The sequence below is a fragment of the Methylobacterium isbiliense genome, from assembly GCF_022179325.1.
GTDB classification, from domain to species: Bacteria; Pseudomonadota; Alphaproteobacteria; order Rhizobiales; family Beijerinckiaceae; genus Methylobacterium; species Methylobacterium isbiliense.
Genome location: NZ_BPQQ01000022.1, coordinates 154,194 through 167,005 on the forward strand (window position 1 = coordinate 154,194; position 12,812 = coordinate 167,005).

The following is a 12,812-nucleotide window of genomic DNA, read 5'->3' on the forward strand; positions in this document are numbered from 1 at the left end:
CCGGGTTGGCACGGGCCGGCGGAGCGGCGGCGAGAGCCGCCCGTCCCGGTCAGAAAACCTCTTCCCGCCGCACCGGCTCGCCCTCGGCCTCGCGCTTGGCGAGCGCCCGCTCCACCACCTTGGCGAGGCCCACCATGATGGTGTCGATGGCGAAGTCCTTCGGGGTGTAGACGGCGGCCACGCCCATGTTCTTGAGCACAAGCTCGTCCTCGGGCGAGATGATGCCGCCGACGACGACCGGCACATGGTCGAGCCCCTCGCGGCGCAGCCGCGCCTTCACCTCGCGCACCAGCGGCACGTGGGAGCCCGAGAGGATCGACAGGCCGATCACGTGGGCGCCGCGCTCGCGCGCCTTGGCCACGATCTCGTCCGGCGTCTGGCGGATGCCCTCGTAGGTCACGTCGAAGCCGACGTCCCGGGCGCGCAGCGCGATCTGCTCGGCCCCGTTCGAATGCCCGTCGAGGCCCGGCTTGCCGACCACGAGCTTCGGGGGCTCGCCGAGCCGCGCGCCAAGATCCGCGATGAGCAGCCGCGCTTCCTCGGCAGCTCCGGAGGTGACGGTCTCCGGGGTGACGCCGGTGGGGGCGCGGTACTCGCCGAAGACCTCGCGCAGGCGCGCGCCCCACTCGCCCGTGGTGACGCCCGCCTTCGCGCAGGCGATCGAGACCGGCATGATGTTGGCGCCCGAGCGCGCCGCCGCCTCCAGGTCGTCCAGGGCCTTGGCCGCCGCCGCCGCGTCGCGCTCGGCACGCCACGCGCGGATGCGCTGCTCGGCCTCCATCTCCACCGTCTCGGAGACCGTGAAGATCGCCCCCTCGCCCGCCGTCAGCGGCGAGGGCTCCCCGCTCTCGAAGCGGTTGACGCCGACCACCACCTGCTCGCCGCGCTCGATCGCCGCGATGCGCCGGGCGTTCGATTCCACCAGGGCGCGCTTGAGGGCGCCCGTCTCCACCGCCGCCACCGCGCCGCCGAGCGCGCCGATCCGCTCCAGCTCGGCGCGGGTCTCGGCCTTGAGCGCCTCGACCTTGGCGTCGATGACCTTGGAGCCGTCGAAGATGTCGTCGAATTCGAGCAGGTCGGTCTCGTAGGCGAGGATCTGCTGCATGCGCATCGACCATTGCTGGTCCCAGGGGCGCGGCAGGCCGAGCGCCTCGTTCCAGGCCGGAAGCTGCACGGCGCGGGCGCGGGCGCGCTTCGAGAGCGTCACCGCCAGCATCTCGATCAGGATGCGGTGGACGTTGTTCTCGGGCTGCTGCTCGGTCAGCCCGAGGGAGTTGACCTGCACTCCGTAGCGGAAGATGCGCTTCTTGGGGTCCTTGATGCCGTAGCGGTCGCGGGTGATCTCGTCCCAGAGATCGCAGAACGCCCGCATCTTGCAGATCTCGGTGATGAAGCGCAGGCCCGCATTGACGAAGAACGAGATGCGCCCGACCACCTCCTCGAAGCTGCCCTCGTCGAAGTCCGGATCGGCCCGCACGGTGTCGAGGACCGCGATGGCGATGGCGAGCGCGTAGGAGAGTTCCTGGACCGGCGTCGCCCCCGCCTCCTGCAGGTGGTAGGAGCAGACGTTCATCGGGTTCCACTTCGGCACCTCCTTGGTCGTGAACAGGATCACGTCCTTGGTGAGCCGCAGCGAGGGCGCGGGCGGAAACACGTAGGTGCCGCGCGACAGGTACTCCTTGATGATGTCGTTCTGCGTCGTGCCCTGCAGCGCGGCGATCGGCGCTCCCTGCTCCTCGGCCACCGCGAGGTAGAGCGACAGCAGCCAGGGCGCGGTCGCGTTGATGGTCATCGAGGTGTTCATCTGGGCGAGCGGAATGTCCCGGAACAGGGTCCGCATGTCGCCCAGATGCGCGATCGAGACCCCGACCTTGCCGACCTCGCCGCGGGCGAGTTCGTGGTCGGGGTCGTAGCCGGTCTGGGTCGGCAGGTCGAAGGCCACCGAGAGGCCGGTCTGGCCCTTGGCGAGGTTCTTCCGGTAGAGCGCGTTCGATTCCGCCGCGGTGGAATGGCCCGCATAGGTGCGGATGATCCACGGCTTGTCGCGCTGCGCCGTAGCGGTCGCCTGCTGGCCCGTTGCGTGCTGGCCCATGCCGCCCTCGCCTTTCGTCACCGTCCGATCCTGTCGCAGGGCACCATCGTAGCCGCGCGGCGGAACGGCGTCATCCTTGACCTAAGCAGCCCCCGGCCGGCCGTGAGACGGTGGTGCAACGTGACGCAGCGGCAACAGTCCGGCTGCCCAGGATCTCACCGGTGTCTGCCCTGCTTTTGGTCTATTTGACGCCCTCGGGTTCGCGGCTAGGATCGATGCAGTGCAACAAAGCAGGGAGGGTCCGCCATGGGTGCGGGCGCTGCGGTGCAGACGAGCGCAGGACGCGCGGCTCACCTGAAGGATCTCTACGAGATCGGCGAGATCCCGCCGCTCGGCCACGTGCCGGCCAAGATGTACGCCTGGGCGATCCGCCGCGAGCGGCACGGGCCTCCCGAGGACTCGATGCAGATCGAGGTCGTGCCGACGTGGTCGATCGGCGACGACGAGGTGCTCGTCCTCGTGATGGCCGCGGGCGTCAACTACAACGGCATCTGGGCCGGCCTCGGCGAGCCGGTCTCGCCGTTCGACGTGCACAAGGCCGAGTATCACATCGCCGGCTCGGACGCGTCCGGGATCGTCTGGGCCGTCGGCGCCAAGGTCAAGCGCTGGAAGGTCGGCGACGAGGTGATCGTCCACTGCAACCGGGACGACGGGGACGACGAGGAGTGCAACGGCGGCGACCCGATGTTCTCGCCCTCGCAGCGGATCTGGGGCTACGAGACGCCGGATGGCTCCTTCGCGCAGTTCTGCCGGGTGCAGTCGCGCCAGCTCATGGTGCGCCCGAAGCACCTGACCTGGGAGGAAGGCGCCTGTTACACGCTGACGCTCGCCACCGCCTACCGGATGCTGTTCGGGCACGCGCCGCACACGATCAAGCCCGGCCAGAACGTGCTGATCTGGGGCGCGTCGGGCGGTCTCGGCGTCTTCGGCGTGCAGCTCTGCGCGGCCTCGGGCGCCAACGCCATCGCGGTGATCTCGGACGAGTCGAAGCGCGACTACGTCATGAGCCTGGGCGCCAAGGGCGTGATCAACCGCAAGGACTTCAACTGCTGGGGCCAGCTGCCGAAGGTGAACTCGCCCGAGTTCCATGCCTGGACCAAGGAGGCGCGGAAGTTCGGCAAGGCGATCTGGGACATCACCGGCAAGGGCAACGACGTCGACATCGTCTTCGAGCACCCGGGCGAGGCGACCTTCCCGGTCTCGGCCCTGGTGGTGAAGCGCGGCGGCATGGTGGTGTTCTGCGCCGGCACGACCGGCTTCAACATCACCTTCGATGCCCGCTACGTCTGGATGCGGCAGAAGCGGATCCAGGGCTCGCACTTCGCCCACCTCAAGCAGGCCTCCGCCGCCAACCAGTTCGTGCTCGATCGCCGCATCGATCCCTGCATGAGCGAGGTGTTCTCCTGGGACAAGATCCCGCACGCCCACACCAAGATGTGGAAGAACCAGCACGCGCCGGGCAACATGGCGGTGCTGGTCAACGCCCAGAAGGCGGGCCTGCGCACCTTCGAGGACGTGCTGGAACTCTCCGGATCACGCTGACGACCGGGCGGTGCCGGGGCCGGGACAGGGGCGGCGCGGGGACGATCGTCGTCCGCTGCCCTTGAGCCCGGCCGCACGCCGGCCGATACGGGGCAGGACGACGAGTCATCCGCCCGGCCTGCCCCGGGCGCGCCGCGCCGGAGCCCCGATGTCCCCGACACTCTACGCCGCCGCCGACCGCTATGCGCCGCGCGTGCTCAGCGTCGTGCGCATCGTCGCGGCGCTGATCTTCATGGCCCACGGCACGCAGAAGATCCTGGGCGTCCCGGCCCACCCGAACCCGCCGGCGCTGATGTCGCTGTCGGGCATCGCCGGCCTCATGGAACTGGTGGGCGGCGCGCTCCTGGCGCTCGGGCTGTACAGCCGGCCGGTCGCCTTCCTGCTCTCGGGCGAGATGGCCTTCGCGTACTTCATCGCCCACGCGCCGCGGAATGTCTTCCCGGTCCTCAACGGCGGCGACGCGGCGATCCTCTACTGCTTCGTCTTCCTCTACATCGCCTTCGCGGGGCCGGGGCCGCTCAGCCTCGACGCCATGCGGGCGCGGCGCCCCTCGCGCTTCTGACCCCAAGCCCGGAGCGGGCGGGGCGCGACGGGTCCGCCCGGGGGTTGCGCCCTCCCCTCGCCTTGCTAGAACCCTCGGAGCGCCATCCCGCGCCGGGCCTCGCCGTCCGGGGGCGGGGGGTCCGGGGAAGCGTCAGGTCATGGACAAGTTCACCGTTCTCGAAGGCGTCGCGGCGCCGCTGCGGATCGTCAACATCGACACCGACCGCATCATCCCCAAGCAGTACCTCAAGACCATCGCGCGCACCGGGCTTGGCAAGGGCCTGTTCTCCGAGATGCGCTACCGCGACGACGGCACGGAGAATCCGGACTTCGTCCTCAACCAGCCGGCCTACCGCAACGCCAAGATCCTGGTGGTGGGCGACAATTTCGGCTGCGGCTCCTCGCGCGAGCACGCCCCCTGGGCGCTCGCCGATTTCGGCATCCGCTGCATCATCTCGACGAGCTTCGCCGACATCTTCTTCAACAACAGCGCCAAGAACGGCATCCTGCTGATCACCGTGGCGCCCGAGGATCTGGAAAAGCTGTTCGACGACGCCTCGCGCGGCGCGAACGCGACGCTCACCGTCGACCTGGAGCGGCAGGAGATCCGCGGGCCGGACGGCGGCGTGCTGCATTTTGACATCGATCCCGGCCGCAAGCACAACCTGCTCAACGGGCTCGACGACATCGGGCTCACCCTCGAGAAGGCCCCGGCCATCGACGCCTACGAGGCGAAGCTCGCCGAGCGCCCGTGGGCGTGACGCCTTGGGCGTGATCGCCCGGACCCGGGCCCCCGCGTCGCGGCCCGGCCGGCACCGGCGCGTCAGGGCTTCGTTAACCCTGATGCTGCCCTATTCGGGTGATTGGCTGACCGCACACGGAGTGCCGACCCGATGACGACCTGCGCGCGCACCACGGCCGCGACCCTGCTGTGCCTCGCCGGGCTCGCCCTGCCCGCCGCCGCGCAGGCGGATTTCCGGTCCTGCCTCGCCGGGCTCGGCCAGGAGGCCGCCCAGCAGGGCGTCTCGCCGGAGACCTTCCGGGCCGCCACCGCGGGCATCGCCTTCGACGAGAAGGTGATCGAACTCTCGCAGGCCCAGCCCGAGTTCAAGACGCCGATCTGGGACTACATCGCGGCCCTCGTGGACGAGGAGCGGGTGGAGGACGGGCGCGCGGCCATGCGCCAGCACGCGAGCGCGCTCGCGCAGGCCGAGGCGCGCTACAATGTCGACCGCTACACCATCGCGGCGGTGTGGGGCGTCGAATCGAACTTCGGCAAGAACCTCGGCAAGATGCCGCTGGTGCAGTCGCTCGCGACCCTGGCCTGCGGCGGCACGCGGCGGCGGGAGTTCTTCAAGGGCGAGCTGATGGCCACCCTGAAGATCATCCAGCGCGGCGACATCGACGCCGGCCGGCTGACCGGCTCCTGGGCCGGCGCCTTCGGGCAGACCCAGTTCATGCCCACCACCTACCAGCGCCTCGCCGTCGACCTCGACGGCGACGGGCGGCGCGACGTGGTGGATTCGGTGCCGGACGCGGTCGGCTCCACGGCCAACTTCCTGCGCGTCGCCAAGTGGCAGAACGGCCAGCCCTGGGGCTACGAGGTGCGGCTGCCGGCGCGCTTCAACCTCGCGGCGGCGGGGCGCAAGGCCAAGCGCCCGATCGGCCACTGGGCGAGCCTCGGCGTCACCCGCCTCGACGGGCGCCCCCTCACCGGCGAGGGGCCGGCCGGCATCATCGCGCCGGCGGGCGTGGACGGCCCGGCCTTCCTGGTGACGAAGAACTTCGACGCGATCTACTCCTACAACGCCGCCGAATCCTACGGGCTCGCCATCGCGGTGCTGTCGGACCGCCTGCGCGGCAAGGCCGGCATCCAGACCGCGTGGCCGACCGACGACCCGCCGCTGTCGCGCGCCGAGCGCCGGGCGCTGCAGAGCGCGCTGACCGAGCGCGGCTACGATGTGGGCGAGCCGGACGGGCGGGTCGGCGCCAAGACCCGCGAGGCGATCAAGGACGTCGAGCGCCGGCTCGGCATGCCGCAGACCGGCCGCCCCGGCGCCAAGGTGCTGGAGGCGCTGCGGCGCGGCTGAGCCCCCTCAAGGGGGCCGCCCCCTCAGGGGGCGGGCACGCCCCCACGGGGGGCCAGCACGGTGCGGTCGCGTGCGGCGAGCAGCCCGAGCGTCGCCGCCGCGACGCCGAGGCACGCGTAGAGCGCGGCGGGCAGGCCCCAGCCCCCGCTTCCGTCGTGCGCGAGCCCGATCAGGAACGGTCCCAGCGCCGCGAGGCAGTACCCGACCCCCTGCGCCATCGCCGAGAGGTCGCCCGCGGTCTGCGGATCCGGCGCGCGCAGCACGATCAGCGTGAGCGCGAGGCCGAAGCAGCCGCCGAGCCCGAGGCCGAGCGCGAGCGCGAAGGGCCAGACGAGCCCGGGCGGCCCGACGAGAAGGCCGCAGAAGCCGCCCGCCGCGAGCCCGACCACGAGGAGCACCCAGGCCCGCTGGTCGCGCCGCCGTGCGGCGAGCGTCGGCACGAGCAGCGCCAGGATCGTCTGCGCCATCGCCGACAGCGAGGCGACGAGGCCGGCCGAGACCGGGTCGGCGCCCCGGTCGATCAGGGCGGCGGGCAGCCAGCCGAAGACGATGTAGGCGAGCGAGGATTGCGCGCCCATGAAGCCGGTGACCTGCCAGGCGAGCCGGTCGCGCCACAGGCGCCCGAGGGTGCGCCGCGGCGCCGTGCCGGCCGCCGGCGGCGCGGCGCGCACGAACGGCAGCCACGCCAGCGCCGCGAGCAGCGCCGGCAGCGCCCAGATCATCATCGGCCCCTGCCAGGACGACCCGAGCGCCTGCCCGGCCGGCACGCTCAGGCCCGCCCCCGCGGCCGCCCCGAGGCACAGCACCGCCGTGTAGAGGCCCATCATCAGGCCGGGCCGGTCGGGGAAGTCGCGCTTGACGATGCCGGGCAGGATCACCCCGACGACGCCGATGCCGCCCGCGGCCAGCACCGAGCCGGCAAAAAGGGCCGGCAGGCCGCCGAGCCCGCGCAGCGCCAGTCCGGCGGCGATCAGCAGCAGGAAGACCAGCACGCCGGCATCCGGCCCGAGCCGGCGCGTCACCGGGGGGCCGAGGCGGCCGAAGACGCCGAGACACAGGACCGGCAGGGTGATCAGCGCGCCCGCGAGCGCGCCCGACAGGCCCGTATCGGCCCGGATCGGCCCCAGCAGCGGACCGACGCTGGAGAGCGCCGGGCGCAGGTTGAAGGCGATCAGCATCAGGCCGAGCGCGATCCAGAGCGGCCGGCGCAGGCCCCCCTGGCGCGCATCCGGCGCGCATCCGGTGCGCCCGTGCCGCCCCGCGCCCTCGGCCTCCCGGATGATCGCCACCGTCTCAGCCCTCCCGGGTCCGTGCCACGCGCGCCGGATGCGCGCCGGATGCGCGCCGGATGCGCGCCAAGGCGGCACTTAGACCATTTCGCAGGCAGGGACAGCCGCGCCGGGCGCCGTCCACCTCAGCCTTGAGGGCGGGGCTTGGCCTCCCGCCGCGTCAGACCAGCACGAACAGCCGCCGCCGCATGAGGCAGAACATCAGCACGAAGAGGAGGAAGGTGACGAGAGGCATCGGCGACAGGACGAGGCCGGGCCGCATCAGCAGGCTCTCGCGCGCCTGCAACTGCGTGAGCATCAGCGTCAGGATCACGGCGTTCGGCGCGGCGTAGAGGAGGCACCAGCGCGCCCGCGACAGGCCCTGGTACCACGCCCGGAACCCGGCCTGGGCCTCGGGCCGTGGCACGAAGGCGAGGCCGCGGCGCCGGGCGAGCGCGTGCACCGCCACCGCGAAGCCCGCGGCCACGAGGCCGCACCCGACGAGCAGGCCCGCGAAGAAGCGCAGGAACCCCGACGGCGGAAGATCGAAGACCGGGCCGTCGAAGGACCGCGCGAGGCCGATCGCCAATGCGGTGCAGAGGGCGGCCTGGGCGAGGTGGATCGCCAGATGGGCGGGGCCGGGGAGCAGCGGCGTGCGGTCGGGGAGCAGGCGGGACAGGAGCATCGGACGAGCCGTGACGGGGGCGGACCCCACCCTGCGGCTGCGGCCGCCCGCCGGATGTACGGCGGCGCACCGGCCGGTCCGGCGGACTGGCCGCAGGTCGGCCCGGCCTCCCGGTGCTCCGTCACGGGCCTGTCTCGCACCCCGTGAGCGCGTCGGCGCGGCACGCCGACGTGTTCAGGTCGTGCCGGTCGGTGCATCGGCTCCGCCCACGACAGGCGGCTCGACCGCCGTCTCGGGTCTGAAGAACAGGCCGGCCCGGAGGCTGTCGCCGATCCGCTCGGCTCGCGCCTGGAGGGCGACGGCATCCTCGGGATGGAAGCGCGCGGCCGCGGTGTCTCGAAACAGGTCGAGCCAGCGCGCGAAATGCTCGGGCTGCAAGACGCCGAGCGCCTGATGCTTCCCGAACGGGTTGCCCTTGTAGCGGCCCGTCTTGAAGAGGACCGAGGACCAGAACGCCTCGATCGTTGCCATGTGCTGCGGCCAGTCGGCGTCCGCGATCGCCGCCGCGAAGACCGGGCCGATGAGGGGGTCGCGGCGGACGGCCTCGTAGAAGGCCGCCAGGAAGGGAGCGAGGCTGTTCTCGTCGAGAATCGTCCGAGCCATGCCGGTCAGATGCCGATCGGTGCGGACGGCCGCAAGGGATAAGGGCCGGACGGCCACGCGATCATGCGGTCGGGACAGGGCCCCGCGAGGCGCCGTCACGAGCCTCGGCAGAAGGGCATGGGGCCTTTCCGCTCAGACCGACCCCACGGTCTTCAGCCGCGCCCGCGGGTGGATCTCCGCCTGGCTCATCACCGGGGTCTCGCGCCGGAAGCGCTCGATGATCGAGCGCACGAAGGGCCGGGCCTGCACCGAGGTGACGAGGACCGGCATCTCGCCCATCCGGGCCGCCTCCTCGAAGCGGTCGCGTACCGCGTTCACGAACTCGGACAGCCGCGAGGGCTGCATGGCGAGGTGGCGCTCGTCGCCCTGGCCGACGATCGCCTCCATGAAGGCGCCCTCCCAGGCGGGCGAGAGGGTGATGATCGGCAGGACGCCGCCCGGTCCCTGGTACTGGGCGCAGATCTGGCGCCCCAGCCGCGCGCGGACGTGCTCGACGATATCGCGCGGGTTCTTCACGTGGCCGGCCACCTCCGCGATGCCCTCCACGATGGTCCCGAGGTCGCGGATCGAGACCCGCTCGGCGAGCAGGTACTGCAGCACCCGCTGGACGCCCGTGGTGGCGATCTGGCTCGGCACCACCTCCTTGATCAGGTCGCCGTGCTCCTTGGGCAGTTCCTTCAGGAGCTTCTGCACCTCGACGTGGTTCAGCAGTTCCGAGACATGGGCCTTGATCACCTCGGTGAGGTGGGTCGAGACCACGGTGGCGGCGTCCACCACGGTGTAGCCGCGGATCTGGGCCTGGTCGCGCAGCGAGGCGTCGATCCAGGTGGCGGGCAGCCCGAAGGTCGGCTCCAGCAGGTGCTGGCCGGGGAGCTGCACCTGGCCGCCCATCGGGTCCATCGCCATGAACTGGCCGGGGAAGATCTGGCCGGTGCCCGCCTCGATCTCCTTCACGCGCACCACGTAGGTGTTGGCGTCGAGCTGCACGTTGTCGAGGATGCGCACCGAGGGCATCACGAAGCCGAGTTCGGCCGCGAGCTGCCGGCGCAGGGCCTTGATCTGCTCGGTGAGCCGGTCCTGCCCGCCCGGCCCGTTGACGAGGGAGAGGAGCGCGTAGCCCATCTCCAGCTTGAGGTCGTCGAGCTTGAGGAGGTCGGAGACGGTCTCCTCCTTGGGCCCGGCCGCGCCGCCCTCGCCGGCGCCGGCGGCCGCCGGGGCATCGGGATCGACGGCTTTCGGCATCTGGGCGATGCGCCGCGCCAGGTAGGCGGCCCCGCCCGCCAGCGCCAGGAAGGGCAGCATCGGGATTCCGGGCAGGAGCGCGATCAGCAGCATCACCGCCGCCGACATGCCGAGCGCCTTCGGGTAGTTGGCGATCTGCCGCCCGAGCGCCCGGTCGGCCGCCCCCCGCACGCCCGCCTTCGACACGAGCAGGCCCGCGGCCGTCGAGACGATGAGGGCCGGCACCTGGCTCACCAGCCCGTCGCCGACGGTGAGCAGCGTGTAGGCCTTGGCGGCCGTCCCGAAGGCCATCCCCTGCTGCATCGTGCCGACGATGATGCCGCCCACCACGTTGATGACCGTGATGAGCAGCGCGGCCACCGCATCGCCGCGCACGAATTTCGAGGCGCCGTCCATGGCGCCGAAGAAGGCGCTCTCCTCCTCCAGCGCCTGGCGCCGGGACTTGGCGGCCTTCTCGTCGATCAGTCCCGCCGAGAGGTCGGCGTCGATCGCCATCTGCTTGCCCGGCATCGCGTCGAGGCTGAAGCGGGCCGCGACCTCTGCGATGCGGCCGGACCCCTTCGTGATCACCACGAAGTTCACGATGATCAGGATCGCGAACACGATGATCCCGATCAGGAAGTTGCCCCCCATCACGAAGTGCCCGAACGCCTCGATGACGTGGCCGGCTGCCGCGGTGCCCTCGTGCCCGTGGCCCAGGATCAGCCGGGTCGAGGCGAGGTTGAGCGCCAGCCGCAGCATCGTGGCGATGAGCAGGATGGTCGGGAAGACCGTGAATTCGAGCGGGTTCTCGATGAACAGGCTCGTCATCAGGATCAGCACGGACAGGATGATCGAGACCGCGAGCAGCAGGTCGAGCATGAGCGCCGGCAGCGGGAAGATCAGCACCACGAGGATGCTCATCACCGCGATGGCCAGCACGAGGTCGCTGCGCTTGGTCAGCCCGATGAGGTCGGCCCGCGTCGGGACCGCGAAGGCGCGCAGGCTCCCCAGCCCCGTCGGTCCCGCCCCGCTCATCCCGCCCCGCCCTCCGGCCCGCACCCGGCAAGTTCTGCCGGGTGCATGGTGAAGGATCCGTTAAGCGGCCGGGCCGCCTCGCGCCGCCGTAGAGGCCTGCGCGCGGCGGGCGCGTCGATGCAAAATCTGCCCATGCCGCCCTTCGTTGCTTTGCAGCATTCTCGATGTCGTACCGCCCTGCTTCCCAACAGAAAGTAAGCACAAGACACGGGATCCGACGGTCAAGTTTGACAGACTTGGCCGGCAAAATCGCTTTGCGTTGCGGGATCCGGCCGAACAAGCGGAACCAAGCGGCGGCGTAACGATTGAGACGGTAGCCAAACCGACCAACGTCGAGGAGATCATGCGCACCACCCTGATCACCGTTGCGGCGCTCAGCCTCCTGGGAGCCGGGATCGCGCAGGCGCAGACCACCGTCACGGGCGATCCGGCCCGGGACGCCAAGCCCAGCACGCAGTCGCAGGGGCAGGAGGCCGTCACCCGGCCGAACACCGACACCGTCGATCGCACCAACCCCAACACCACCGGGACGCTCACCAACGCCAAGCTGGAGCCCGGCGCCAACAGCTTCACCGAGGGCCAGGCCCGCAGCCGGCTGGAGAAGTCCGGCTTCACGGAGATCAAGGAACTCAAGAAGGACGACCAGGGCATCTGGCGCGGCACCGCGATGCATGCGGGCAAGTCGGTCCAGGTCGGCCTGGACTTCAAGGGCAACGTCGCCGTCGTGCAGTGACACGACCCGACCGGCCTTGGCCCGGAACCCCTTCCTCGGATTGAAAGGAACGCCCCGATGGCGACCCGTACCCTCTCGGCTCTGTTCGACAATTACGACGATGCCGCCGCCGCTGTACGCAAGATCGAGGCGGCCGGCGTCCCCCACGCCGACATCAGCATCGTGGCCAACAACGAGGGCGACCGCTACTCGCGTCACACCGCCGGCCACGCCGACCACCACGATACCGCCGACAAGGCATCGAGCGGCGCCGGGGCCGGTGCGAGCGTCGGCACGGTGCTGGGCGGCGGCGCCGGCCTGCTGACCGGCCTCGGTCTCCTCGCCATCCCGGGCGTCGGCCCGGTCGTGGCGGCGGGCTGGCTGGTCACCACGCTCGCCGGCGCGGGCGTCGGCGCGGCGGCGGGCGGCATCCTCGGTTCGCTCACCGGCGCGGGCCTTAGCGAGGAGGAGGCGCATTCCTACGCCGAGGGCGTGCGCCGCGGCGGCACCCTCGTCACCGTGCGGGCCGACGACGCCGTGGCGGACCGCGTTGCGGCTGTGCTCAAGGAGCATGGCTCGGTCGACATGGACGAGCGCGCGAAGGGCTGGCGCAGCGAGGGCTGGAGCGGGCGTCACGACCCGGCCGCGCCCTCCTACAGCAACCCCGCCTCGGTCGCGAGCGGCGAGGTCGGCAGCACCGCGATCGGCGCGGCGGGCTCGACCACGACCGGCCTCAACACCGGCGCCGGCCTTCCCACCGGCGGCACGCCCTACGCGGCGGGCGCCCCCCCGGCTGCCCGGGCCCTCGACGCCGCCACCGACCGCGACAGCCTCGCCGGCACCACCCGCGATCGCCACGTCGGCATCGAGGACGAGCTGCCGCCGGCCCGCCAGCCGCTGGGCACCGACCGGCGCTGAGGGCCGGAGCCCGCGTTCCAGTGTGACGCGTCCCGCCTGAAGCGCGGGACGACGGCCCCTCTCCCGTCCGGGAGAGGGGCTTTTCGCGTCTGGGCCGCCT

Annotated in this window: 11 protein-coding genes; 6 read left to right on the top strand and 5 right to left on the bottom strand. The window is 71.7% G+C overall.

The features are described from left to right. Positions 1–49 precede the first annotated feature (49 nt). On the bottom strand, positions 50–2,092 hold the full coding sequence (locus MFF61_RS10290) for an ethylmalonyl-CoA mutase (RefSeq protein WP_238235175.1): 2,043 nt from the start codon (positions 2,090–2,092) through the stop codon (positions 50–52). Positions 2,093–2,338: 246 nt separating this feature from the next. On the opposite strand from MFF61_RS10290, the gene ccrA reads away from it, so the two are divergent. From ccrA to MFF61_RS10310, 4 genes are all read left to right on the top strand, one after another. Further along, complete coding sequence (ccrA, locus tag MFF61_RS10295) at positions 2,339–3,634, top strand: crotonyl-CoA carboxylase/reductase (RefSeq protein WP_238235019.1); 1,296 nt, start codon at positions 2,339–2,341, stop codon at positions 3,632–3,634. 148 nt (positions 3,635–3,782) lie between these two features. Beyond that, positions 3,783–4,196: a DoxX family protein gene (locus tag MFF61_RS10300; protein WP_238235020.1), complete on the top strand. Its 414-nt coding sequence runs from the start codon at positions 3,783–3,785 to the stop codon at positions 4,194–4,196. Positions 4,197–4,335: 139 nt separating this feature from the next. Beyond that, the gene (leuD, locus tag MFF61_RS10305; protein WP_238235021.1) at positions 4,336–4,938 is read left to right on the top strand and encodes a 3-isopropylmalate dehydratase small subunit; all 603 of its coding nucleotides are present in this window, start codon (positions 4,336–4,338) and stop codon (positions 4,936–4,938) included. Positions 4,939–5,070: 132 nt separating this feature from the next. Beyond that, positions 5,071–6,267, top strand: coding sequence for a lytic murein transglycosylase (locus MFF61_RS10310; RefSeq protein ID WP_238235022.1), 1,197 nt, complete (start codon positions 5,071–5,073; stop codon positions 6,265–6,267). Positions 6,268–6,290: 23 nt separating this feature from the next. Here MFF61_RS10310 and MFF61_RS10315 read toward each other — a convergent pair whose 3' ends face one another. From MFF61_RS10315 to flhA, 4 genes are all read right to left on the bottom strand, one after another. Continuing rightward, on the bottom strand, positions 6,291–7,556 hold the full coding sequence (locus MFF61_RS10315; protein WP_306423388.1) for an MFS transporter: 1,266 nt from the start codon (positions 7,554–7,556) through the stop codon (positions 6,291–6,293). Positions 7,557–7,716: 160 nt separating this feature from the next. Next, positions 7,717–8,220, bottom strand: coding sequence for a hypothetical protein (locus tag MFF61_RS10320; protein WP_238235023.1), 504 nt, complete (start codon positions 8,218–8,220; stop codon positions 7,717–7,719). 174 nt (positions 8,221–8,394) lie between these two features. Then, positions 8,395–8,823, bottom strand: coding sequence for a group III truncated hemoglobin (locus tag MFF61_RS10325; protein WP_238235024.1), 429 nt, complete (start codon positions 8,821–8,823; stop codon positions 8,395–8,397). A gap of 132 nt (positions 8,824–8,955) precedes the next feature. After that, on the bottom strand, positions 8,956–11,082 hold the full coding sequence (flhA, locus tag MFF61_RS10330) for a flagellar biosynthesis protein FlhA (protein WP_238235025.1): 2,127 nt from the start codon (positions 11,080–11,082) through the stop codon (positions 8,956–8,958). A gap of 343 nt (positions 11,083–11,425) precedes the next feature. On the opposite strand from flhA, the gene MFF61_RS10335 reads away from it, so the two are divergent. Continuing rightward, a complete protein-coding gene (locus MFF61_RS10335; protein ID WP_238235026.1) occupies positions 11,426–11,815 on the top strand; it encodes a hypothetical protein in 390 nt (129 codons plus the stop codon). Positions 11,816–11,872: 57 nt separating this feature from the next. Next, positions 11,873–12,712, top strand: coding sequence for a hypothetical protein (locus MFF61_RS10340; protein WP_238235027.1), 840 nt, complete (start codon positions 11,873–11,875; stop codon positions 12,710–12,712). The last annotated feature ends 100 nt before the right edge of the window (positions 12,713–12,812 follow it).

Excerpts from the sequence above, each read along its gene's own strand:
- MFF61_RS10340 (WP_238235027.1), top strand. The coding sequence starts at position 11,873 with ATGGCGACCCGTACCCTCTCGGCTCTGTTCGACAATTACGACGATGCC.
- MFF61_RS10325 (WP_238235024.1), bottom strand. The coding sequence starts at position 8,823 with ATGGCTCGGACGATTCTCGACGAGAACAGCCTCGCTCCCTTCCTGGCG.
- MFF61_RS10310 (WP_238235022.1), top strand. The coding sequence starts at position 5,071 with ATGACGACCTGCGCGCGCACCACGGCCGCGACCCTGCTGTGCCTCGCC.
- MFF61_RS10320 (WP_238235023.1), bottom strand. The coding sequence starts at position 8,220 with ATGCTCCTGTCCCGCCTGCTCCCCGACCGCACGCCGCTGCTCCCCGGC.
- MFF61_RS10290 (WP_238235175.1), bottom strand. The coding sequence starts at position 2,092 with ATGGGCCAGCACGCAACGGGCCAGCAGGCGACCGCTACGGCGCAGCGC.
- MFF61_RS10300 (WP_238235020.1), top strand. The coding sequence starts at position 3,783 with ATGTCCCCGACACTCTACGCCGCCGCCGACCGCTATGCGCCGCGCGTG.
- flhA (WP_238235025.1), bottom strand. The coding sequence starts at position 11,082 with ATGAGCGGGGCGGGACCGACGGGGCTGGGGAGCCTGCGCGCCTTCGCG.
- ccrA (WP_238235019.1), top strand. The coding sequence starts at position 2,339 with ATGGGTGCGGGCGCTGCGGTGCAGACGAGCGCAGGACGCGCGGCTCAC.
- MFF61_RS10335 (WP_238235026.1), top strand. The coding sequence starts at position 11,426 with ATGCGCACCACCCTGATCACCGTTGCGGCGCTCAGCCTCCTGGGAGCC.
- leuD (WP_238235021.1), top strand. The coding sequence starts at position 4,336 with ATGGACAAGTTCACCGTTCTCGAAGGCGTCGCGGCGCCGCTGCGGATC.